This is a genomic window from Klebsiella sp. 141161 (assembly GCF_050600815.1).
Taxonomy (GTDB): Bacteria; Pseudomonadota; Gammaproteobacteria; order Enterobacterales; family Enterobacteriaceae; genus Klebsiella; species Klebsiella aerogenes.
Map to the genome: position 1 here is coordinate 1 of NZ_JAQIRN010000007.1, position 22,309 is coordinate 22,309.

Annotated in this window: 22 protein-coding genes; 15 read left to right on the forward strand and 7 right to left on the reverse strand. The window is 56.0% G+C overall.

What is annotated here, in order from left to right:
- Positions 1-675 (forward strand): molybdopterin oxidoreductase family protein (locus PGR79_RS17740; RefSeq protein WP_430922168.1); only part of this gene is annotated, 675 nt, incomplete at its 5' end.
- Between the two features lie 161 nt (positions 676-836).
- Positions 837-962 carry a hypothetical protein gene (locus PGR79_RS17745; RefSeq protein ID WP_430922170.1) on the forward strand — a complete coding sequence of 42 codons (126 nt, stop codon included), beginning with the start codon at positions 837-839 and terminating at the stop codon, positions 960-962.
- Between the two features lie 99 nt (positions 963-1,061).
- Here PGR79_RS17745 and PGR79_RS17750 read toward each other — a convergent pair whose 3' ends face one another.
- The 3 genes from PGR79_RS17750 to PGR79_RS17760 form a co-directional block, all read right to left on the reverse strand.
- Entirely contained in the window at positions 1,062-1,520 is a 459-nt protein-coding gene (locus tag PGR79_RS17750) for a (2Fe-2S)-binding protein (protein WP_015366918.1), read from the reverse strand.
- Positions 1,521-1,563: 43 nt separating this feature from the next.
- Positions 1,564-4,779, reverse strand: a complete 3,216-nt coding sequence (locus tag PGR79_RS17755; protein ID WP_430922173.1) for a molybdopterin cofactor-binding domain-containing protein — start codon at positions 4,777-4,779, stop codon at positions 1,564-1,566.
- A gap of 289 nt (positions 4,780-5,068) precedes the next feature.
- Positions 5,069-5,839, reverse strand: a complete 771-nt coding sequence (locus PGR79_RS17760; protein WP_430922175.1) for a DeoR/GlpR family DNA-binding transcription regulator — start codon at positions 5,837-5,839, stop codon at positions 5,069-5,071.
- Between the two features lie 92 nt (positions 5,840-5,931).
- On the opposite strand from PGR79_RS17760, the gene PGR79_RS17765 reads away from it, so the two are divergent.
- The 7 genes from PGR79_RS17765 (at position 5,932) to PGR79_RS17795 (ending at position 12,798) form a co-directional block, all read left to right on the forward strand.
- Complete coding sequence (locus PGR79_RS17765) at positions 5,932-6,315, forward strand: VOC family protein (protein WP_113375034.1); 384 nt, start codon at positions 5,932-5,934, stop codon at positions 6,313-6,315.
- A 29-nt stretch (positions 6,316-6,344) separates the two neighbouring features.
- Positions 6,345-6,995, forward strand: coding sequence for a CatA-like O-acetyltransferase, family 1 (locus PGR79_RS17770; protein ID WP_430915227.1), 651 nt, complete (start codon positions 6,345-6,347; stop codon positions 6,993-6,995).
- 183 nt (positions 6,996-7,178) lie between these two features.
- Positions 7,179-8,882, forward strand: a complete 1,704-nt coding sequence (locus PGR79_RS17775) for an ABC transporter substrate-binding protein (RefSeq protein WP_430922177.1) — start codon at positions 7,179-7,181, stop codon at positions 8,880-8,882.
- Between the two features lie 43 nt (positions 8,883-8,925).
- Positions 8,926-9,882, forward strand: coding sequence for an ABC transporter permease (locus PGR79_RS17780; protein ID WP_049035081.1), 957 nt, complete (start codon positions 8,926-8,928; stop codon positions 9,880-9,882).
- A gap of 2 nt (positions 9,883-9,884) precedes the next feature.
- The gene (gene opp4C, locus PGR79_RS17785; protein WP_430922179.1) at positions 9,885-10,832 is read left to right on the forward strand and encodes an oligopeptide ABC transporter permease; all 948 of its coding nucleotides are present in this window, start codon (positions 9,885-9,887) and stop codon (positions 10,830-10,832) included.
- Positions 10,829-11,809, forward strand: coding sequence for an ABC transporter ATP-binding protein (locus PGR79_RS17790; RefSeq protein WP_430922181.1), 981 nt, complete (start codon positions 10,829-10,831; stop codon positions 11,807-11,809). The genes opp4C and PGR79_RS17790 overlap by 4 nt, the downstream gene beginning before the upstream one ends.
- A complete protein-coding gene (locus tag PGR79_RS17795; RefSeq protein WP_430922183.1) occupies positions 11,806-12,798 on the forward strand; it encodes an ABC transporter ATP-binding protein in 993 nt (330 codons plus the stop codon). The genes PGR79_RS17790 and PGR79_RS17795 overlap by 4 nt, the downstream gene beginning before the upstream one ends.
- A 17-nt stretch (positions 12,799-12,815) precedes the next feature.
- Here the strand turns inward: PGR79_RS17795 and PGR79_RS17800 are convergent, their stop codons facing one another.
- Positions 12,816-13,046: a tautomerase family protein gene (locus tag PGR79_RS17800; RefSeq protein ID WP_213793714.1), complete on the reverse strand. Its 231-nt coding sequence runs from the start codon at positions 13,044-13,046 to the stop codon at positions 12,816-12,818.
- A gap of 60 nt (positions 13,047-13,106) precedes the next feature.
- On the opposite strand from PGR79_RS17800, the gene PGR79_RS17805 reads away from it, so the two are divergent.
- Positions 13,107-13,565, forward strand: a complete 459-nt coding sequence (locus PGR79_RS17805; RefSeq protein ID WP_087857856.1) for a winged helix-turn-helix transcriptional regulator — start codon at positions 13,107-13,109, stop codon at positions 13,563-13,565.
- Positions 13,566-13,633: 68 nt separating this feature from the next.
- On the opposite strand, the gene PGR79_RS17810 is transcribed toward PGR79_RS17805, so the two are convergent.
- Both PGR79_RS17810 and PGR79_RS17815 read right to left on the reverse strand, forming a co-directional pair.
- Positions 13,634-16,033 carry a membrane-bound PQQ-dependent dehydrogenase, glucose/quinate/shikimate family gene (locus PGR79_RS17810; RefSeq protein ID WP_430922185.1) on the reverse strand — a complete coding sequence of 800 codons (2,400 nt, stop codon included), beginning with the start codon at positions 16,031-16,033 and terminating at the stop codon, positions 13,634-13,636.
- A gap of 320 nt (positions 16,034-16,353) precedes the next feature.
- Complete coding sequence (locus PGR79_RS17815) at positions 16,354-17,268, reverse strand: DUF535 family protein (protein WP_113375025.1); 915 nt, start codon at positions 17,266-17,268, stop codon at positions 16,354-16,356.
- Between the two features lie 315 nt (positions 17,269-17,583).
- Between PGR79_RS17815 and PGR79_RS17820 the strand changes: the two genes are divergently transcribed.
- Complete coding sequence (locus PGR79_RS17820) at positions 17,584-17,724, forward strand: hypothetical protein (protein ID WP_015705194.1); 141 nt, start codon at positions 17,584-17,586, stop codon at positions 17,722-17,724.
- Between the two features lie 45 nt (positions 17,725-17,769).
- Here the strand turns inward: PGR79_RS17820 and PGR79_RS17825 are convergent, their stop codons facing one another.
- Complete coding sequence (locus PGR79_RS17825; protein ID WP_020079025.1) at positions 17,770-18,660, reverse strand: LysR family transcriptional regulator; 891 nt, start codon at positions 18,658-18,660, stop codon at positions 17,770-17,772.
- A 140-nt stretch (positions 18,661-18,800) separates the two neighbouring features.
- On the opposite strand from PGR79_RS17825, the gene PGR79_RS17830 reads away from it, so the two are divergent.
- From PGR79_RS17830 to PGR79_RS17845, 4 genes are read left to right on the forward strand one after another with little or no spacing between them, the layout of a single operon-like run.
- Complete coding sequence (locus PGR79_RS17830; protein ID WP_087857860.1) at positions 18,801-19,508, forward strand: CoA transferase subunit A; 708 nt, start codon at positions 18,801-18,803, stop codon at positions 19,506-19,508.
- A gap of 2 nt (positions 19,509-19,510) precedes the next feature.
- Positions 19,511-20,167: a CoA transferase subunit B gene (locus tag PGR79_RS17835; protein ID WP_087857861.1), complete on the forward strand. Its 657-nt coding sequence runs from the start codon at positions 19,511-19,513 to the stop codon at positions 20,165-20,167.
- Positions 20,168-20,176: 9 nt separating this feature from the next.
- The gene (locus PGR79_RS17840; protein WP_113375024.1) at positions 20,177-21,358 is read left to right on the forward strand and encodes an acetyl-CoA C-acetyltransferase; all 1,182 of its coding nucleotides are present in this window, start codon (positions 20,177-20,179) and stop codon (positions 21,356-21,358) included.
- 11 nt (positions 21,359-21,369) lie between these two features.
- Entirely contained in the window at positions 21,370-22,293 is a 924-nt protein-coding gene (locus tag PGR79_RS17845; protein ID WP_430922188.1) for a 3-hydroxyacyl-CoA dehydrogenase family protein, read from the forward strand.
- Positions 22,294-22,309 lie beyond the last annotated feature (16 nt).

Below are 22,309 nucleotides of genomic sequence, written 5' to 3' on the forward strand. Positions count from 1 at the left end.
CCGATGCACTACAACAACACCCAGGAGATCTGGGATGAGTTGCGGCATCTGTGCCCGGACTTCTACGGCGCTACCTATGAAAAAATGGGCGAGCTTGGCTATGTCATGTGGCCATGCCGCGATGAGTCCGACGCCGACCAGGGGACGTCGTATCTGTTTAAAGAGAGGTTTTCTACACCGAGCGGTAAAGCCCAGTTTTTCACCTGCGACTGGGTCGCGCCGGGAGATAAACTTTCTGAACAGTATCCGCTGGTGCTGTCGACGGTGCGCGAAGTCGGTCACTACTCCTGCCGTTCGATGACCGGTAACTGTGCGGCCTTAAGCAGGCTTGCCGATGAACCAGGCTATGCGCAAATCAACACCGCCGACGCCGAACGGTTGGGCATCGAAGATGAAGCGCTGGTGTGGGTCAATTCGCGTAAAGGCCGCATCATCACCCGCGCGCAGGTCAGCGAACGGCCGAATAAAGGCGCGGTGTACATGACCTACCAGTGGTGGATTGGCGCCTGTAACGAGCTGGTGTCGGAGAACCTGAGCCCGATAACCAAAACGCCGGAGTACAAGTACTGCGCGGTCAACGTTGAGCGGATTGCCGATCAGCGCGCGGCGGAGCAGTACGTGATCGACGAGTACAACAAGCTGAAAGCCCGCCTGCGCGAAAGCGCGATGGGTTAAGGTTCGAGCCTTTGTACCATTGAGTAGCCCCGGTAAGCGCTAGCGCTACCGGGGATTTTCCCGGAGGCGGCGCATGGCGCCTTCTCCGGGCTACCCAATCGCACAGCCTTGTAGCCCCGGTAAGCGCTAGCGCCTCCGGGGATTTTCCCCGGAGGCGGCGCATGGCGCCTTCTCCGGGCTACCAAATCGCACAATCCTGTAGCCCGGTAAGCGCTAGCGCCACCGGGGATTTTCCGGAGGCGGCGCATTGCGCCTTCTCCGGGCTACCAAATCGCACCACCCTGTAGCCCCGGTCGTACACTAACGCCACCGGGGGTTTTCCCCGAGGCGGCGCATTGCTCTTTGCCGGCGACCAAGTCACACAGCGCTGTAACCCCGGTATAAGATCACGATTTAATCGCGTGTTGAATGGAGTCAATAATCGGCTGATAGCCGGTACAGCGGCACATATTGCCTTCTAATACATCCTTTATTTGCGCTTCGTCCGGATGCGGCTCTTTGGTTAATAATTCGGTGGCGCTCACCAATACTCCTGGCGTACAGAACCCGCACTGCACACCGCCCTTCTCAATAAATGCATCCTGTAATTTTTGCGTAATCGGATTATCGTTTAACCCTTCGAGCGTCTCGATCTCCGCTTCATCACACTGTTCGGCCAGTACCAGGCAAGAACAAACGGCGTTACCGTCCATCAGCACCGTGCAAGCGCCGCATTCGCCAATCGAACATCCCTCTTTGGTAGCGGTAAGATGCAATGTATCCCGCACCAGATCCAATAAGCGCATATTGCCTTCTACTTTTGCTTCCACCAGCTTGCCATTTACCTTCACTTTAATTGTGCTCATAGCTCTATCCTGTACAGGGCGCTCTGGCGCCCTGATTGAATCATTAAATCCCTGAGGCCCGTTGCGCCTCGGCCATCATGTCGCGGAACATATTGACGAATACCGGCTGCTTATATGCCGCCGACCAGCGCTTACCAATGGCCGCATAGATAAGCTTGTCCAGCATCTCGCAGGCGCTATTAATCGTGTCGCTATTTAACGGTTTCCCTAGCAGGCATCGTTCAATATCCAGCAGCCTCTGCGGTTTACTGAACAGCGCGCCATCCACCAGACGGCAGTAGCTCACCGTGCCATCATCGGCAAAATCAAGCAGCGCGCTCAGGCTCTGACGGGTGATGTTGAGCGCGTTGCGCCGCCCTAACTGGTGATAGAAACCTTTGGCCTGCGGACGCGCCGGTGGCGGCAGTATCACTTTGGTCAAAAGCTCATCCGGCTGGCGCTGGGTCTTGTAGCCAGACAGCAAGAACTCGGCCAGACCGAGGGTACGTACGCCATTTAACGAGCGCAGTTCGATGCGCGCGTCATAGAGGATGGCAGGTGGAATGGAATCGCCGCAGGGCGCGGCGTTGACGATATTGCCGCCGATGGTGGCGCGGTTGCGGATCTGGTGCGAACCGACGGTATGACAGGCCTGCACCAGCAGCGGGTAACGTTCGCGCAGCAGCGGATGATCGGTAATACGGTTAAAGGTCATCGCTCCGCCAATGATGACCTCATGGCTGACCGGATCCTCGCTCACCTGCGTCAACTCCGGCAGACGGGAAATATCAACCAACCGCATCGCGCGGGTTTGCAAACGCCCCTGCACAATCACATCGGTACCGCCGGCGATAGCCGTCACGCCCTCTTGCGCCAGCAGGGTTAACGCCTCCTGCAGGCTTTTCGCCCGGGTAACTTTCACATCAGTGAGGCGCAGCACCTGCTTCTTGTTTTCCGCCTCCAGCATCATTTCGCTTTGGCGAACCGGCTTCTTCAGGTTGTAGCCGAGGATCACCTGTTCGAGGGTCAGCGGTAATTTATTAAACCGCTGCTCAAGGGCAAAACTCACCGCGTTATTGATAGCCGCCGCCGCGAGTTCAGTGGCCGGCTCGCCAATCCCCTTCGCCCCCAGAGGCCCGGCGATATCCGGGTTTTCTACGCCGATAATCGTCATCGGCGGAATGTCTTTCATCGTCGGCAGCAGGTAGCTGTCGAAGTTTTCCGATTTGACCTGGCCGTTTTCAATGTTGAAGTCTTCCAGCAGCGCATAGCCGAAACCCTGCGCCACCCCACCGTAAACCTGGCCTTCAAAACCCACCGGGTTGAGTACCCGGCCCACGTCATGGGCGGCGGTAACGTGCAGCAAATCGGTTTTACCAGTGCTGGTGTTCACCCGTACCTCCGCCACCTGGCAGCCGTAGACCCAGGTAAAGTACGGGCTGCCGCAGCCTTTTTCTTCATCCCAGTGAATGGGCGGCGGCACAAACCAGCCGTACTCGGTCAGGCTGACGCTGGCCCATTTGGTCCTATTGACCGCGGTTTTGAAGTCAATACGCCGTTCACTGTCCTGGGCGTTGATGATAAAGCCATCCTGCCACAGGGTTTCTTCCAACTCGCGGGTGCCGATGCTGTCGCCGACGACGCTGAGAATACGGCGCTTTATCTTGTCGGCGGCGTCAAGAATCGCCCCACCGCCGACCATCGTTCCGCGGGTGGCCGCCGTCGATCCGCCGTCGCCGATAACCGAGGTCGGCGGCTCCATAAAATGCAGTTCCGATAGAGGAATGCCAAAGGCTTCCGCGGCGATTAGCGACATCGCGGTTTGCAGACCCTGACCGTTTTCCGATACCGATGTCGCCAGATTGACGCTACCGTCTTCATTCACCTGAATGAGCGCCGTCGAGGTATCTACCCCTTCCGCGCCGATGGAACAACCGCGGTAGCTCAGCGCCAGGCCAATACCATATCGATAAACATCGCCTTGTTGGTTCAATTCACGATAGTGCTGGCGTTTTGCCGCAAATTCCGAGGCATTCACCGCCTTGCTCAGGACTTCAATCGCCGAGACGGTGTGTTTATCAAACCGCTGGCCGGTGACCGAGGTATCGCCCTGACGCAGCGCGTTCACTTCACGCACCGCCACCGGCGAGAGATTGAGCGCTTCAGCAATTTCATCCATAAAGGATTCATTCGCGTAAACCACCTGTGGTGAGCCAAAACCACGCATCGCAGAGGTATAGCTGTTGTTGGTATAGACGGCTTTGACGTCAATATGGACGTTATCAATATTATACGGCCCGGCAGCTTGTACCGAAGAGCGCCAGGTAACGAACGGGGAGGACGCCGCATAGCCGCCGCTGTCGGCAAGAATATCGATTTTGATCGCCAGAATGCGTCCGTTGTCGTCCACCCCGGCCCGATACTTCATTTTATAAGGGTGGCGCTTACAGCTTTCGATAATGGACTGCTCGCGAGTGTAGGCAAATTTCACCGGGCGACCGGTCAGGCGCGTCATCAATGCGGAACGGCAGGCCAGATGATCGATGATGTCATCTTTGCCGCCGAACGAGCCGCCCATCACCGCGCGTTTGACGTTAATCTGGCTTTGCGGGCAGCCCATAAACTTAGCCACGAAGCTGCGTACGCGGTGCGGGTTCTGAATAGAGCCGGAGATAATCAGGCTGCCATCGGTAGGATCAAGCCAGGTCAGTACGACTTCCGGTTCGATGTAGGCATGTTCCTGGAAGCCCACTTCATATTCACATTCAATCACGTGGCTAGCTTCGGCGAAGCCTTTGGCGATGTCGCCCTTAACGGTGTGGTGATGAGCGGCGATATTATCGCTGCGTTCCGGGTGAATTCGCCGGGCATCCGACGCCAGAGCGGCTTCTACATCCGTTAGCGGCTCATAAGGCGTGTAGCGCACATGTATTTTATCCGCCGCTTCGCAGGCAGCTTCATAACTGGTTGCCGCCACCACGGCGACGACATCGCCGTGGAAGACCACCTCGTCTTTGACGATGGGCAGATAATCTTTGACGATAATCCCCACGACCGGCGTACCGGGAATATCCTGCCAGGTGGCGATTTTTACCACGCCTGCAACATTCAGCGCCTCGCTGAGATCTATCACCTCAATTTTCCCGGCGGGTATATCCGCAAAACGGCAAACGCCATACAGCATGCCCGGTAAGGTAATATCGTCGCCATAAACGGCCGTTCCTTTGACTTTCGCCAGTCCATCCACGCGCCGTAGCGGCGCTGAAGGTGAAGCACACATAACAGTCCCCTCAATGATTATCCGTTGCGGGCAATCCCGGGTACGCTAAACGTCGCGCTATCCACAACCCATGGGAAAAGCCACATCAGCGATAACAAATCCAAGATTTGTGCCAGAAATCAATGAGGTGCTGCTTGAGCTTCGTTTTTGTGAGTCGCCGCGCAAAATGCGGCTAAAGTACGGAGAAAATAGCGCTGCTGAGGCCGCGGCTCGCAGGTCAGTAACATTTCGCCGCCATTTTTATCAAAGTGATAGCCCGGTTTTCTCAAATTAATAATTTTCCCGTGTGCTAGACGGTATAGATACGGATCTCGTGTTCACGGAAAGCATCCCGGTATTTACGGCTGATGTTTTCCTCCACGACCAGCACGTCAATGGCGCTGCTTTCAGCTACCAGAAAACGCGCGACGGCGGGGATTTTATCTGAGGTTAAGCCAACGATAATTTCACTGCACTGTTTGATAACCGCTTTCTTAAATTCACAATCGGCGTGATCAAAGCCGGTTAAACCTGACTCCGGAGCCATCGCGCAGCCGCCAATAAATCCCTGATCGAAGAGGATCTCCTGCACCTGGGCCACCGCCGATGCGCCGACACAACCGCCAGCCGCGCGTTGCACCAGACCGCCAAGCATCACTACCTCATAAAGCGGTTTTTTAAGCAGAACCGCCGCAATTTCCGGGGAATTGGTAACCACGGTTAAGGCCAGTTCGCCCGGTAGCGCTTCCGCCATTGCCAGATTGGTGGTGCCGGTATCAATAAAAATACAGCCGCCCGGTTTCACTAGCTGTGCGCATTTCTGAGCGATCCTGCTCTTTGTTGCCCTATTTTTCTCTTTACGTTCGTTGTACTCCATGGATTCCGGCAGGGTCATCACCGCACCGCCGTAGACTTTCTTACAATATCCTTCTTTGCTCAACTCATGAAGATCGCGGCGAATAGTGTGTTCAGAGACCTGTAAGCGCTGGGCCAGATCGGCGCAGACGACCCTACCGTCCTCCTGCAGGATCTGACAAATCAGCGCTTGTCGTTGCTGAGGGAAAGCAGCATAATCGAGCACAATAACTCCTTTAAATAAACATAACGAGCAGCAAAGAGCATAATCATTCACTCATACGCATGCTGTCAACCCGACCCTTTACGAGGTAAACCATGAAAGTTGCCCATATCGCCCTCTGGACCCGTCATCTTGAGCAGCAAGCACGCTTTTGGGTGGAGTTTTTTGCTGGCGAAATCAACGAAAAGTACCGCAGTAAAACCAATCCTGGTTTTGAATCCTACTTTGTAAAAATTGGCTCTGACGTGGCAATTGAGTTAATGAGCAAACCCGGCTTACAGGACTCGCCCCGCGATAACAACCATACGGGGTGGGCGCATCTGGCGATCGCCGTCGGCGGCGTCGATCAGGTTAATGCGTTAGCCAAACGCGCTGAAATGGCGGGCATTTTAGTCTCTGCCCCGCGCACTACCGGCGATGGCTATTATGAGGCGGTTATTAAAGACCCTGATGGAAACCTGGTGGAAATCGTCGCATAGTAAGGCAAATCCACATGAAGGAGTCGACCGTGGCACATTATCGCGTCATTGATAAAGCGAGCTGGCCTCGCCTGGATCATTTTACGTTCTACCGTACCTTTGCCAATCCCAGCTTCAATCTGTGCGTACCGGTAGAAGCGCAACAGTTGTACACCTGCGCGAAGGACCGGGGCGTCTCCTTCTTCCAACTGGCATTATTCGGCCTGTTGCGCGCGGCCAACGCCGTACCGCAGTTGAAACAGCGCCTGCGCAACGACGATATCATCGAATATGACGCCATCTCGGTGATGACGCCGATCATGACCGCCAGCGAAGGTTTTCGCCAGGTATGGTGCGATAACGCCGCTAATTTCCCCGCGTTTAGCGCCGCCGCGACGCCGCGCATTGAGGCCGCAAGAAGCACCAATCCCTCACCGCTTATTGTGGAAGAAGAAAATTTCTTTTGCGCCAGTTGCCTACCGTGGCTGCACTTTAGCGCCATGACCCATGCGGAATACTACGTTGGCGCGGCGGTGCCCGCCCTGACGTGGGGAAAACTGAAAAATGGCATCATTCCGGTTGCCGGCCGATTTAATCACGCTTTTGTGGATGGCCTGCACGCCAGCCGTTTTTATGCCGAAGTCGAATATTATTTCGCTAACCCGCAGGCCCTGTGGCTGCCGGTTGAGGCCCGCGAGTAGCTGCCGCGGTATAAAGAACAATCCACTATGACTTCCCCGAAAACCGGCATTATATTGCCGGTTTTTTGCTAATGCGAAATGGCTATAAACCATAGCGTTTCGTTGTTAGACAGTATTCAACGCGCCTCTTATCTTCGTCATGAATTGTAAATAACAACGCAATCATTTGATGAGGTAGCACTTTTGTCCAGATCACGGCAAGGATTAAAAACCAGACAAACGCGCTTCGCGCTGGCGTTGAAAGTGGCGCTACTCGGTAGCATGGTGGCATTTTCTTCTGTCGCCAACGCCGACGATATTCTCAAAGAAGGGATCACTCCCGCAACCGATGCCAGCCAGATCCCGGCCAGCGCCAAACTGCGTAAAGACACGGTGGTGGCCGGCATTTCCGAACCGCAGGGGATCTTTAACCCTTACTTCTTCGTCAACGGCTGGGATGAGAACGTCACCAACGTTATTTTCTCGCGCCTGATTGACTGGGACAGTCAGGGTAAGCTGGTGCCGGGGCTAGCTGAGAGCTGGACGGTGAGCGCGGATAACAAAGTTTATACCATCAAATTGCGCCCTAACCTGACCTTCAGCGACGGATCGCCGCTCACCGCGGAAGATGTCGCCTTTACGCTGACCGTTCTGCTCGACCCGAAATATGACGGCGACACCGATATTACTCTGGCTAATATCGCCGGCGGCGCGGAATATAAAGCCGGTAAAGCCGATAGCGTGAGCGGCCTGAAAGTTATCGATCCGCTGACCCTGCAGGTTACTACCACCCAGCCGGGCGCGACAACGCTGGCGAAAATCGGCGGTCCGGTATTATCGAAAGCCTGGTACGGTAAAGGGTATCAACGCGGAAATCTGGATTATCTGCGTTCTCTGCACGGAAAACCGCTCGGTAACGGCCCTTATGTCTACGATAAATATATTCCCGGTCAGGAGATTCGCTTCCACGCCAACACGCATTTTTACCGCGGTACGCCGCCCACGCCGCGCTTTATCTATCGCGTGACCAATCCGTCTACCAATTTCCAGTTATTCCAGACCGGCGAAACCGACTACGACGCCTTCACCTCGCGCCCGGATGATATTGAGCAGCTTAAGATGCTCGGTTTTGCCAATATTAACCTCTACGGTTCCAGCGACTACAGCCAGGTGGAGTTCAACGTCCATCGCCCGGCGCTACAGGATAAAAAAGTGCGTCAGGCGTTGATTTACGGGCTTGACCGGCAGAAGTTAATCGACGTGGTGTATCAGGGGTACGGCAAGGTAGCCATTGAACCGATCGCGCCTATCTCCTGGGCCTTCAACGCGCAAGGCGTCAACCCCTACCATTACGATCCGGCGCAGGCGAAAAAACTGCTCGATGAAGCGGGCTGGCTGCCTGGCGCCGATGGCATCCGCGTGAAAGACGGAAAACGGCTGGAATTGACCTTGCTTGCGAGCAAAAAAGTCATTAACGATGCGCTGATCCCGATTGCCAAAGAGAACTGGCGGCAGATCGGCGTGTTGCTGAAACCGCAGGTGGTTGATTTCAACGCGCTGATGGCGCAGCGCAAAGCGGGTAATTACGATCTGGCGTCGTTTAGCACCAGCACTCTCAACGATCCACATGACGGCGTGTGGGACTTCTACAGCAGCGAAGCCAAAGAGTCGGGCTACCACAATGCTGAAGTCGATAAGCTTATCAATGCGGGCAACGCGGTGCTGGATGTCGAACAACGCAAGCCAATCTATCACCAGCTGTACCAGGTGCTGGCCGAGGATCCGCCGGTTATCCTGCTTGGATACCGGGAAATTCTTTCCGCCAGCAGCGCCCGGGTGACCGGCTTTAAGCCGGATATCTATAACGGCCTCACCGGCAGTTTGCCGGACGTGAAAATCGTGAAGTAAATCCCCCAGCCGCCGGCCACCCGGCGGCTGATGTGAGAATGTTATGAAAAATTTCATCCTGAGGCGCATATTGCAAACGCTGCCGATGCTGCTGCTGGCCTCCTTTATCATTTTTATGCTCTTTGCTAAAACCCCCGGCGATTTTATCGATGGCAACATCACCCTGACGGCCGCCCGCGCCGCCGAACTGAAGGCGATATACGGCCTCGACCAACCGCTTTTCACCCGCTACCTTCACTGGCTGGGGCAACTGCTGCGCGGGGATTTAGGCTTCTCGCTGCAATACCAGATCCCGGTCAGCCAGTTACTGAACCAGTACATCTGGAACTCCTTCCTGCTGGCAAGCGTGGCGCTGGTCTTCTACTGGGGTATCGGCCTGACGGTTGGCGTGGTCTCCGCGCTCAGACCTAATTCATGGTTCGATCATCTGGTGAGTATCGCGGTGTTTGCCGCCATGTCCTTTCCCACCTTTTTCCTCTGCCTGCTGCTGATTAAGTGGTTTGCCGTCGACCTGCACTGGCTGCCGGTAGGCGGGATGACCAATACCGGCAGCGACGATAGCGGCTGGCAGTACGTGCTGCAGGTCGCCGCTCATCTGGTACTGCCGGTACTGGCGCTGGTAATGCTGCAGGCCGGCAGCCTGACGCGCTATTTTCGCGCCAGCATGCTTGACGTGGTGAAGATGGATTTCATTCGTACCGCCCGTGCTAAAGGGCTGCGAGAACGCACGGTTATTATGAAACACGCGCTACGCAATGCGTTACTGCCGGTCATCACCCTGCTTGGCTTCGAACTGCCGGGATTGTTCTCTGGCGCCATCATTACCGAAAAAGTATTTAACTGGCCGGGTGCCGGGCACATTCATATCGATTCGCTGGCCGCCCGCGATTATCCGGTACTGATGGGGTTTACCCTATTTCTGGCGGTACTGACGATCATCGGTAATTTACTGGCCGATGTGCTCTACGCGTGGGCCGATCCGCGCATTCGAGTGAGATAATGATGATAACTTCCCTATTTGGTCACCGTCGCCGCCTGCGCCAGGCGACAATCCCCGCGCTTGCGCAAATAACGCCCTCTCCATGGTATCAGGCCTGGCGCCAGCTACGCCGCAACCGGATGGCGATGCTGTGTTTAATCCTGCTTGTGGTGATGGCCCTGTGGTGCGTACTCGGGCCGATATGGTCGCCATGGAAAGATGACGCCACCGATGCGCTGATGATCAACAAGCCGCCAGGCGCCGAACACTGGTTGGGTACCGATTTTCTTGGCCGCGATATCTATACACGTTTGCTGCTGGCCGGGCGCATTTCACTGATAATCGGCCTGCTGACTATGCTGCTGTCGGTTACCCTTGGCTATCTACTGGGAGCGCTATCGGGCTATGTCGGCGGCGTCACCGATAAACTGATTATGCGTCTGGCCGACCTGGTGATGACGATACCCGGCCTGCCGTTGTTAATCGTTGCAGGCGCGATGCTCTCCGAGCTCGACTTTTCGCCGGATTCCCGCATCTGGATGGTGGTTATTATGCTCAGCCTGCTGGAGTGGCCGAAGCTGGCGCGGTTGGTACGCGGGCAGTGCCTGTCGCTACGCGAACGCGATTTTATGCTGGCGACGCAGGTACTGGGACTGTCGGCGCGTCGCCGGCTGTTCGGTCACCTGCTGCCCAATACCATCCCGATTCTGGTGGTAATGGCGACAATGGCGGTCGCTAACGCCATTCTGAGCGAATCGGCGCTGAGCTATCTCGGTCTCGGCGTAGTACCGCCGACGCCATCGTGGGGCAATATGATGGATGCCGCTAACAGCTTGATTGATTTTCAGCGGCGACCGTGGCTGTGGATGCCTCCGGGTATTGCCATCTTTATTACCGTGATTGCCATTAATGTACTGGGCGACGGCCTGCGCGACGCGATGGACCCGAAAATGAAACAGAGGCTGAAATGAGCGCACCATTAATTTCTTTTAAGCAACTTTCTGTCTCTTTTGCTGCTGAAGGTAGCCGGGTACGCGCGGTACAGGAGATCTCTTTCTCGATTCAGGCCGGGCAAACGGTAGGTATCGTCGGTGAATCCGGCTGCGGCAAAAGCGTGACCGCGATGTCGCTAATGGGCCTGCTGCCTCCCCATGCCGCGCGTATTGACGGCGGCGAGATCCTTTTCGAAGAACGCGATCTGCTTAAGCTGAAAGCCCGTCAAATGGCCGATCTGCGCGGTAACCAGTTGGCGATGATCTTCCAGGAGCCGATGTCGGCGCTCAACCCGGTACTGACCATAGGCGAACAGCTCTGCGAGCCGCTCATCCGCCACCGCGGCGACTCGCCGAAAGCCGCCTGGCAGCACGCAATACGGCTGTTAAACGAGGTGGGGCTGGCACGCAGCGAAAGCCTGATGGCGAACTATCCGCACCAGCTTTCCGGCGGTATGCTGCAACGGGTGATGATCGCCATGGCGTTGAGCTGCGGGCCACAATTATTAATAGCAGATGAACCGACGACCGCGCTGGATGTCACCGTACAGGCGCAGATCCTGCGCCTGCTGCGCGACCGCGCGCGCGAAAGCCAGATGGCGATGCTGCTGATCACCCACGATCTGGGAGTGATCGCACAGATGGCCGAACGGGTAGTGGTGATGTATGCCGGGCGGATCGTCGAACAGGGAACCACCGCCGAGGTACTGCGCCAGCCCCAGCATCCCTATACCCGCGGGCTTATCGCCTCTCGCCCGGTGCCTGGCGCGCGGCGCCGGCGGCTGTACTCCATTCCCGGCCAGGTGCCGGATCTCGCGCAACTGCCTGCAGGCTGCGCGTTTGCCGACCGCTGCCAACAGGCAACCGCGCGCTGCCGTCAGGACACACCACCTCTTTTGGGGTCTTCTCACCAGGCGGCCTGTTTTTATAGTGAATTCGCGGAGTCGGTGGCATGAATCAGCCCTATATCATTGAAGTTAATGGTTTGAAAAAGTATTTCCCGCTGCGCGACGGCCTGTTCGGCCAACAGACAGGTGAACTGCGCGCGGTTGATGACGTCAGTTTTAATATTCGTCCGGGAACGATTTTCGGTCTCGTCGGAGAATCCGGTAGCGGCAAAACGACCGTTGGCCGTACCTTGCTTGGCCTGTATGACAAAACCGCCGGCAGCATTAAATTCCGCGGTCAGGAGTTATCCGAACTGTCAGCGGCGGCAATGCAGGCCCTACGACCGAAAATTCAACTGGTGTTTCAGGATCCCTATAGTTCACTGAACCCACGCATTCGCATCGGCGAGGCGATTGGCGAGGCGATGCTGCAGCATAAACTATGCACGCGCGCTGAACTCTATGAGAAAGTCATTGCGGTGATGAAGATATGCGGGCTGGCGCCTCAGCATTACCACCGTTTTCCGCATGAGTTTTCCGGCGGTCAGCGGCAGCGCATCGGCATCGCCCGCGCGCTTATCCTCAATCCGGACTTTATCGTCGCCGATGAACCCATTTCCGCACTCGATGTGTCGATTCAGGCGCAGATTATCAATCTGTTTGCCGACCTGCGCGACGAGCGTGGCGTCACCTTTCTATTCATCTCCCATGACCTTGGAGTTGTAGAGCATTTGTGCGACGACGTGGCGGTGATGTACCTCGGTCAACTGGTGGAAACCGCCAGCCGCGATGCGCTGTTTAGCCGCCCTCTTCATCCCTATACCCAGGCGCTGCTGGCCGCGGTACCCACACTCGATCCCGAAAGCGAACCGCAGGCGGTCGTTCAGGGGGAAATTCCCGACCCTTCCCGACCGCCTGCAGGCTGCCGTTTTTCGTCTCGCTGCCCGTTGGCAAACGACCGTTGCCGTCGCGAGCCGCCGCGTCTTCGCGAAATCGCGCCGGGGCACAAGGTCGCCTGTCATGAAATTGAGGCTGAATCACGCGTGGTTATCGCATAACAATAACGGCAATAAAATCATCGTTTAGCGGCAAATTTTGCCGCTATCATCTCTGACGTTGGCTGTATTCCTCCGAGGCTCCACTGTTCCGGCTCGTGTTCATCAATGCGGACCCACACGGACTGGCGGAATTGCGGGTCGCCCCGGCCTTCAATTTCCACCATGAGGTCAGTCATGCGACGCAGTAGTTCATTCTTCTGCTCAGCGGTCATGATCCCTTTAATCGTTTGCACATTAACAAAAGGCACAGTATTCTCCTGATTAACTGAGTCTATATTTCAAACTCAGGTTAGGAGATAACCTAAATCATGTCAAAAGATAATTCATCCCCCTATCTGCCTGCGGAACTTTGCGGACTGGCGGAGAGCGCTAAAATTGTTGGCGATCAATGGATTTTATTGATTTTAAGAGAGGCGTTTTACGGCGTGACGCGTTTCGAAACGATTCGCGCTCATACCGGAATGAGCAAACAGACGTTAACTCAGCGTTTAAAATTGATGGTTGATGTGGGGCTACTACGCAAGCTCCCCTATCGCGAAGCAGGTGCGCGCGAGCGTTATGAATATACGCTCACCGAAAAGAGCCGCAGCCTGGCGCCGGTCCTTTTTGCCCTGATGGAATGGGGACATCAGCAACTCCTGCATACGTCGCCGCATATCCAGTTAGTCGATAAAACCACCGGTGCGCCGGTGTCTCTGGCCTACGTCAATGCCGCAGGGCAGCGTATTGCGCAGAGCGATGTTCAGATAGTAAAAGTCCAGGATTGACCCCTGCAACGCGCGGGCTGTCAGCCAGTAACAGGTCCCGTTTCCGGGACCTGTTTCGTGTAGGGAGGTTATTCCTCCAGCGCGTAGGCGATGATATCGTCACCGACGTCCGGTGAGTGGCTGGCGCCGCCGGCGGAAATCAGCACGTACTCTTTGCCGGTTTTCGCCGATTTGTAGACCAACGGCGCCGCTACCGCGCCAACCGGCAAGCGAGCGCGCCACAGCTCTTTACCGCTGGCGGAATCCAGCGCCCGCAGGTAGTTATCCTGGGTACCGGCGAAGAATACCAGCCCAGAGGCGGTAGAGGTTGGGCCGCCCAGGGTCGGCATTCCCAGCGGGATATGCAGATGGGTTTTCATCCCCAGCGGACCGGTATCTTCCACCGAGCCCATCGGCACCTGCCACAGGAGCTGACGGCTATTCAGGTCAATAGCGCTCATGGTACCAAACGGCGGGGTATTACAGGGCACGCCCAGCGCGGACTGCAGGATGTCGATACGCACGCCGCCGTAAGGCCCGGCAACTTGCGGGCGAACGGTGCCCATAAAGCCAGGGACTTCGTCGGTGGAGACTTTGTATTTCGCCATCTCTTCCTTGCGCACCAGCGACATCCGCAACGGCATACGCATATCGTTGACGAACAGCGTACCGGTACGTTCATCGATGGTGATGCCGCCCCAGTTCATGCCGCCGAGCAGGCTTGGCCACTCGATATACGGTTTCTCCGACGGCGGCGTATACATGCCAAGGTAGGTCGACTCTTTAAAATCGATACGGCACATCAGTTGGTCGAACGGCGTCACGCCCCACATTGATTTTTCGCTCAGCGGCTCGACGCCTAACTGCGGCATGCCGGTGGAGAACGGCTGGGTGGCAGACAGATGTTCGCCCTCCGCCCCCTGATGAGCGACCGGCAGCTCTTCGACGCGGGTCACCGGTTTGCCGGTGCGGCGGTCGAGCACATATATCTGTCCGGTTTTGGTGGTCTGGATCAGAACCGGGACGTCCTCGCCCTGCTCGTTTTTCATGTGGAACAGTACCGGCTGCGATGGCAGGTCATAATCCCAGATATCGTGGTGAACGGTCTGGAAGACCCATTTTGTTGTACCGGTACTGGCATCCACCGCTACCACCGCGGAGCCATATTTCTCTTTCGCTTCATTCCGATCGCCGCCCCAGTAGTCCGGCGGCCCGTTACCGGTCGGCAGATAAACCAGATTCAGCTCTTTATCAAAGCCGGGAATGGTCCATACGTTCGGCGTTTCGAGGGTATAAACGCGGCCTTTTTCCGGGTCGGTGATATTCTCCGGCTTGCCGACATCCCAGGCCCAGACGACTTTACCATCGCGTACGTCAAATGCGCGTACGACCCCAGATGGCTCGCCGTGTACGATATCGCGTACCCAGCCGCCCAGCACCGCAATGTGCCCCATGATCACCGGCGTTGAAGTCGGATGGTAGCGTTTGCTGTTTTCGGTGTCGCCCATGCCCTGCTTCAGATCCACGCTGCCGTGGTCGCCGAAGTCATCGCACAGTTCGCCGGTTTTTGCATTCAGCGCCAGCAGGCGCGCATCCACGGTCGATACCATGATCCGCTGCGGACACTGTTGCAGCGCCGGGCTCGCTTTTTCTTCTGCGCTGAGCGTATCGTCGCTCTGCACATCATAGTAACCCACGCCGCGGCAGGTCACATGTTCCGCCGTCTGCGCGTGCGAGTCAAAGCGCCAGCGCGCCTTACCGGTATCGGCATCAATGGCGGTCACCACGTTGAGCGGCGTACAGGAATACAGCGTATCGCCAATTTGCAGCGGCGTATTTTCGTCAACGCCGATGGCCGGGCCGGTCAGGCGGCGGCCTGTGTGGTAGGTCCAGGCGACTTTCAGCTTATGTACGTTTTCCGGGGTAATATCGGTATATGGCGCAAAACGGGTGCCGGAGGCATCGCGGCCGAAGAACTCCCAGTTATCGCTTTTTGCCGCCTGCGTCGCGCTGTTGCCATTCGCCGCTTTCACGACGCCATTATGGATGCCGCCGTGCGGGTAGAATGCCGAAACCAGCGTCGCCAGCAGCGCAATAAAGATAACCGTGGCGCTCCAGTTCGCCAGACGCACGCGAGCCACCGGCATCGCCGCCGCCAGCCACAGAGCCAACATCAGCATGAGCGCAGGAACCACCAGACGGGGGATCAAGCCCCAGTAGCTGAGCTGCACTTCATACAGCGCCCAGGCCAGCGTTAACAGAAAGGTAAGAACAGCAAGAGGAAGCGCGTATTGACTACGAGTGAAGTAACCGACGGCGATGATGAGATAAGCGAGACCGGCTAACAGATACCAGGCGCTGCCGCCGAGCGAGAGCAGCTTGCCCCCCCAGATAGTTAAGAAAATCCCAATGCCAAAACTCAGTAACACAAAAAGCAATCGGTATATGGTGAAGAAGATCCTTCGACCATGACCTTTTTGTTCGTCCATATTTCATCCCATTCGACATATGTCGATATAACCAAAGCATTTATTTTAAAGCGCCGATCGATAAGCGATGCCGTACAGCGCAGTTAACCTGTTGGTTGGACGCCCCAAACCAGGGCGAAGAACGTAAGAAAGTATATGGACATGTAAATTTTATGTAAAATTTAACCGCATAAAATGTTTAAAATCTTTTAATTTATAAACTGGATTTGATAGATGAGCAGGTTGTAAAGGAGAGCGGTGTTAGACGCAGACGCAAGGAAGGAGCTGGCATCAATCATGGCTTGCCGACCCGCCGCCCCCGGCGAATCGGCAATCCAGTATTATGGTTGGGTGGTGTTTTCACCAACGCTAATCTGCCGTAATGCAGCGATCAGCTCCAACTGCGCCTGCTCTTTTAAATTTTCACGTTTAATGAACTGGCTGCGATGTTTACTTTTCACCTCTTCAAGATTTTTTTTAATCTCTTGCGCAGGTAATTTGTACCAACCGCGCCGCTGCTTCTCGCCGCCGATTTCTAACCACAACTCTGAGTAACTGGCTTTCACCTTGTCGCTCTTCACATGGTAGTCGCTGTCGATGGCGTAGATCTCGCGGATATTAAAGTGGCGCAAGAACCCGTACAGCAAAGTGATAATCAGGTTTTTTGGCCGCGTACCATAGAGCTCTTTGGTCAACGCTTTCACTTCGTCGTTGCTAATGTCTTTACCGCCCTGAATACCGCCAATCCACGCGCTGCCCTGATCCGTACAGGAAAAACAGACGCTATACACGCGTTTATTTTCAAAGAACATCTGCAGCATCAGTTCCCCCTCTTCCTGGAACGGCGAGGCCAGAAGTTTCACTTCCAGGCTGGTTCCATTCTTCAGCGGGATGGCAATCATCGAACAACCGAACGCTGACACATTATACAACTGCGGTAATATTTCCGCCTGAAAGCTTTTTTCAATAAAATTCAAAGCGCCATGGGCAATATTCAGTTTAGCTCTTTTCGACATTCGCTTATTTAAATAAGCCTTGAAAGGCTTATCTTCAAAATGTACCAGTCCAGGCGTCGCACTGGTCAATTTTGCACAGCTGAATGTCTGGCAAAGCCGTTGATATTCCTTGTACTTACCTCCTGTTAAAGGTATTTCTCGGCATTTACGCAACACCTTTTTATATTTAAGTTTAACGTGACAAATGACTTTATTATTTCTCCGCCATTCTTTGATGGCAGATGCTGTTATCGATACCATTGATCAAGATCCATAGACTCATCCATAATCGCGGCCATATTACCATATCTGAAACGGGTCAATGGTTATTTACTGGTTCGTTGTCATTTCATTTAAGAAACAATCTGAAAATTATCCTTTTATGCTCTCATTATAATAAACAAATAATGTCAACTATAAATAATAGCGGTTATTAACTCATGCTCCGCCGCTCCGCTATCTGAAACAAGCTGACGATTAACGCTCTGTGCGATAGCTTCGGCCGTGGGGTGCCACCCTCCATCGTTTTGACCTATACTCTGCCGACAGTCAAAACAGTAGCAAAGTGGGTAACTCATGGAAATTGATCTCGACAACCTGGTGTTTAGCGGCCTGGAAGAAGCGGAAGAACGTAACGCTGAACGCCTGGATGAAGCGGACAAAAAAGCACAGGCGATTGTTGCCGATGATGATTGCGGCGATGCCTGCAAAATCTGATGATTAAACCGGCTAAAGAGGCCGGTTTTTTTATCTGTAAACGACCTAAGCGGGCAAAAAACCCTTCAGCGTTTCCAGCAGCGCCTGCGCCGCTTTCGACAACTGCATATGTCCGGCGTGAATAACGCCAATACACTTTTCAATCGGCGGATCGCTTAATGGTAGACAAACCGCTCCCAGCGACTGCATCTGCGACTGGCATAACGCGGGCACCGCGCTGCCGCCCAGACCGCTGGCGACCATCCGCCCGACGGTGACCAACTGATGACTTTCCAGCGCCACGTCTAACTGGCTGCCGCTACGCGCCAGTTCTTCTTCCAACATCAAACGCACCGCCGACGGCCGCTGCAGGGTAATAAAATCCAGCGTCAGTAGTTCACGCCAACTCAACTGCTTTTTGCTCGCCAAAGGCGACGTTTTTGGCACGATCGCCACAAAGCGATCCACCGCCAGCGGCGTAAACAACAGATTGTTGCCGGGCGATGGCTCAAACGCGATCCCCATCTCCACCCGGCCTTCGCGCACCATCTCAATGACCTGCTCATTAATCACGTCATGCACCGTGACGTTGACTCCCGCATAGCGGTCACGAAAGGCTTTAAGCACTTCCGGCAGCACGTTAGCGGCAAACGACGGCATGGCGGCAACGGAGATCTTTCCCCGTTGCAGGGTGAAACTTTGCCGCATCGCCTCTTCGGCATTATCCCAGTCCGCCAGCAGCTGGCGGGCCATCGGCAAAAAGGTCTCTCCCTCCTGGGTTAAGGTCACTTTGCGGGTGCTGCGTTGCAGCAATGCTCCGCCAAGCGCCTCTTCCAGCCCCTTAATGGTCAAACTCAGCGCCGGCTGCGACAGGTTCAGGCGCTCGCTGGCGTGGGCGAAATTAAGAGTGTGAGCTACCGCTAGAAACGCGCGTAACTGTTTGACACTCATTCTCATTTTTCTGCCTGTTAACTAATTGAAAGAATTTAGTTAACGATAAATTAATAAAAAAACCAAATGAGTGAGTCACAAATTCAAAATTATCAAATCAGTCCGCGCCCTTAATGATAGAGCCATCGCAAGGCAGGAGAAAAATGATGGCAGGACTGGATAAGCGCGTCGCCAGCTATGAAGCGGCGTTGGACGGATTAACCGATGGTATGACGTTACTGGCCGGCGGCTTCGGCCTGTGCGGCATCCCGGAAAACTTAATCGCCGAGGTCAAACGCCGCCAGGTACAGGGCCTGACGGTAGTTTCTAATAACTGCGGCGTTGATGGCTTTGGTCTCGGCATGCTGCTGGAAACTCGCCAGGTACGCAAAGTCGTGGCTTCCTACGTGGGAGAAAACGCCCTCTTTGAACACCTGGTACTGAGCGGCGAGCTGGCGGTGGAACTGACCCCGCAAGGGACGCTTGCCGAGAAAATTCGCGCCGGCGGCGCCGGGATCCCCGGATTCTATACCGCAACCGGTTACGGCACGCCGGTGGCGGAAGGCAAAGAAGTGCGTCAGTTCGACGGTAAAAATTACATTCTCGAAGAAGCCATTCGCGGCGATTTCGCCCTTGTGAAGGGCTGGAAAGCCGACTGGTACGGCAACGTGGTCTACCGCCATACCGCGCAAAATTTTAACCCGTTGATGGCCACCGCCGGACGCATCACGGTAGTGGAAGTCGAAGAAATCGTCGCGCCGGGCGAACTCCCCCCTTCCGCCATCCACACGCCCGGTATTTATGTCGACCGGCTGATCGTCGGGCAATTCGAAAAACGTATTGAACAGCGCACGCTGCGCGCCGGAGGGAACTGAACATGTTAACTCGCGAACAAATGGCGATGCGCGTCGCCCAGGAACTGCGCGACGGCGATTATGTCAATCTCGGTATCGGCATTCCCACGCTGGTCGCAAACTATATTCCCGCCGGTATTGAAGTGATGCTGCAGTCGGAAAACGGCCTGTTGGGGATGGGCGAATTTCCCGATGAGTCAACGCTTGATGCCGACATGATTAACGCCGGTAAGCAGACCGTTACCGCACAAATCGGGGCGGCTATCTTTGACTCAGCCCAGTCCTTCGCCATGATCCGCGGCGGCCACGTCGATCTCACGGTCCTTGGCGCTTTTGAAGTCGATGTCGCGGGTAATATCGCCTCGTGGATGATCCCAGGAAAAATGGTGAAAGGCATGGGCGGCGCCATGGATCTGGTGGCGGGCGCGCAAAACATCATCGTGGTGATGACTCACGCCTCGAAAAACGGCGAATCCAAGCTGCTGGCGCAGTGCACCCTGCCGCTCACCGGCGCGGGCTGTATTCGCCGGGTACTGACCGATCTCGCGCTGCTGGAAATTAGCGACGGCGCCTTTGTTCTGCGCGAATACGCCCCCGGCGTCAGCATTGACGAAATTGCCCATAAAACGGCTGGACGGCTGGTCATTGCCGATGACGTCCGCGAAATGCGCTTCAACTAAGGAGACAATATGAAAGAAGTCGCTATCGTCTGTGCGCTACGTACGCCAATCGGCAGTTTTCGCGGCGCCTTATCTTCCCTTTCCGCCGTCGAGCTTGGCGCCGCCGTAGTGCGTGGTTTGCTTGAACGCACACAGCTACCGGCCAGCGCCGTTGACGAACTGATTTTTGGCCAGGTATTAACTGCCGGCTGCGGACAGAATCCAGCGCGACAAACCGCGCTGCGCGCCGGGCTACCGGTTGAAACTCCAGCCGTTACCATCAATCTGGTTTGCGGTTCCGGGCTGAAAGCCGTGCAACAGGCAGTACAAGCCATTCGCAGCGGCGAGGCGGAGATCGCGATCGCCGGCGGCCAGGAGAGCATGAGCAATGCTCCGTATCTGGTTCAGGGGGCGCGCGATGGCCTGCGTTTCGGCCATGCCAGTATGCAGGACAGTATGATTCAGGACGGATTATGGGATGCGTTTAACGACTATCACATGGGCATCACCGCCGAGAATCTCGCCGACGCCTTTGACATCTCCCGCCCCCAGCAGGATGCCTTCGCCGCCCTTTCGCAGCGCAAAGCCGCCGCCGCGATAGCCGCCGGGCGCTTTCAGGCTGAGATAGTGCCGCTTAGCGTCCCTCAGGGTAAAAAAGCGCCGCGCATGGTGGACGCAGACGAACAGCCGCGCCCGGAAACCAGCGAACAACAGCTCGCGCAGTTACGCCCGGCCTTCCGCACGGAAGATGGCAGCGTCACCGCGGGCAATGCCTCTTCGCTCAACGATGGCGCGGCGGCAGTGGTATTGATGAGCGTCGATAAAGCGCGGCAGCTTGGGTTGCCGGTGCTGGCACGGATTGTCAGCTCTGCGGTGGCCGGCGTCGATCCGTCCGTGATGGGTATCGGCCCGGTAAGCGCTTGCCGGAAGGCGCTGCAGCGCGCCGGCTGGTCGCTGGATGAGGTGGATCTCATCGAAGCCAACGAGGCCTTTGCCGTACAGGCGCTGGCGGTTGGAAAATTGCTTGAGTGGGACAGCCAGAAGGTCAACGTCAACGGCGGCGCTATCGCGCTCGGCCACCCGATTGGCGCCTCAGGATGTCGCATTCTGGTTAGTCTGCTGCACGAAATGCAGCGCCGCGATGTCAGCAAAGGCCTGGCGACGCTTTGCGTCGGCGGTGGTCAGGGTATCGCGATGACCATAGAACGTTAACAGGAGCCACTATGTTTACACCACAACTGGCGGTACTGGGCGCTGGCCTGATGGGCGTCGGCATCGCCTGCCATTTTGCCCGCCACGGCCACGCCGTACGCCTCTACGACACCGACCCGGCGCGCATTAGCGAGATCGAGAGCGTCGCCGCCGCCATTTTGCGCGAGCTCGAAGAGTGCGGGCAGTTTGACGCCGCTCAGCGTGCGTCGGTGCTCTCGCTCCTCTCCGGCACCACGGCATTAGGCGATCTTGCTGACGCGACCTTGCTGATCGAAGCGATTCCGGAACGTCTGGCGCTCAAGCACGCCTTATACCGCGAACTGGAAACGCTGATCGCCGACGAAGCCATCATCGCCAGCAACACCAGCGGACTACCGCCGGATCGGCTGGCGCAGGGTATGCGGCATCCGGAGCGCTTGTTAATCGCCCACTTCTGGCATCCGCCGCATTTTATCCCGCTGGTGGAAGTGGTGCTGGGTAGCGCTACCGTGGCTCATCTCGCCAACCAGGTCAGCGACTTTTTATCCTCCTGCGCGCTGGAAGCGGTGGTACTCAACCGCGCCGCGCCGGGGTTCGTCGGCAACCGACTACAGTTCGCCCTGCTGCGCGAAGCGCTGCATATCGTCAAGAGCGGCATCGCTTCGCCGGAAGTGGTCGACAAAGTGATGCGCGCCTCGCTCGGCCGCCGTTACGCGATGGTCGGCCCGCTGGAAGCCGCGGATATGACCGGTCTGGCGACGGTTCAGGATATCTGCCAGCACCTGCTGCCGGAACTGGCCACGGGCAGCGACATGATGTCGCTGGTCGCCGACAAAGTCGCGCAAGGCGATATCGGCGCCCGCAGCGGGCAAGGTTTTTATCGCTGGGATGAGACCCGGCAGAAACGAATACAGTCGCGCCGCGAACATCAGCTGCGCTATGCCCTGAAACCGTAACTTCTCGTTTTGTACC

Bases quoted from the DNA above. Each gene is read 5' to 3' on its own strand.
- PGR79_RS17745 (WP_430922170.1), top strand. From the start codon at position 837: ATGGCGCCTTCTCCGGGCTACCAAATCGCACAATCCTGTAGCCCGGTA.
- PGR79_RS17750 (WP_015366918.1), bottom strand. From the start codon at position 1,520: ATGAGCACAATTAAAGTGAAGGTAAATGGCAAGCTGGTGGAAGCAAAA.
- PGR79_RS17755 (WP_430922173.1), bottom strand. From the start codon at position 4,779: ATGTGTGCTTCACCTTCAGCGCCGCTACGGCGCGTGGATGGACTGGCG.
- PGR79_RS17765 (WP_113375034.1), top strand. From the start codon at position 5,932: ATGAAAGTTGCCCATATCGCCCTCTGGACCCGTCATCTTGAGCAGCAA.
- PGR79_RS17780 (WP_049035081.1), top strand. From the start codon at position 8,926: ATGAAAAATTTCATCCTGAGGCGCATATTGCAAACGCTGCCGATGCTG.
- opp4C (WP_430922179.1), top strand. From the start codon at position 9,885: ATGATAACTTCCCTATTTGGTCACCGTCGCCGCCTGCGCCAGGCGACA.
- PGR79_RS17790 (WP_430922181.1), top strand. From the start codon at position 10,829: ATGAGCGCACCATTAATTTCTTTTAAGCAACTTTCTGTCTCTTTTGCT.
- PGR79_RS17795 (WP_430922183.1), top strand. From the start codon at position 11,806: ATGAATCAGCCCTATATCATTGAAGTTAATGGTTTGAAAAAGTATTTC.
- PGR79_RS17805 (WP_087857856.1), top strand. From the start codon at position 13,107: ATGTCAAAAGATAATTCATCCCCCTATCTGCCTGCGGAACTTTGCGGA.
- PGR79_RS17810 (WP_430922185.1), bottom strand. From the start codon at position 16,033: ATGGACGAACAAAAAGGTCATGGTCGAAGGATCTTCTTCACCATATAC.
- PGR79_RS17815 (WP_113375025.1), bottom strand. From the start codon at position 17,268: ATGGTATCGATAACAGCATCTGCCATCAAAGAATGGCGGAGAAATAAT.
- PGR79_RS17820 (WP_015705194.1), top strand. From the start codon at position 17,584: ATGGAAATTGATCTCGACAACCTGGTGTTTAGCGGCCTGGAAGAAGCG.
- PGR79_RS17825 (WP_020079025.1), bottom strand. From the start codon at position 18,660: ATGAGAATGAGTGTCAAACAGTTACGCGCGTTTCTAGCGGTAGCTCAC.
- PGR79_RS17830 (WP_087857860.1), top strand. From the start codon at position 18,801: ATGGCAGGACTGGATAAGCGCGTCGCCAGCTATGAAGCGGCGTTGGAC.
- PGR79_RS17835 (WP_087857861.1), top strand. From the start codon at position 19,511: ATGTTAACTCGCGAACAAATGGCGATGCGCGTCGCCCAGGAACTGCGC.
- PGR79_RS17840 (WP_113375024.1), top strand. From the start codon at position 20,177: ATGAAAGAAGTCGCTATCGTCTGTGCGCTACGTACGCCAATCGGCAGT.
- PGR79_RS17845 (WP_430922188.1), top strand. From the start codon at position 21,370: ATGTTTACACCACAACTGGCGGTACTGGGCGCTGGCCTGATGGGCGTC.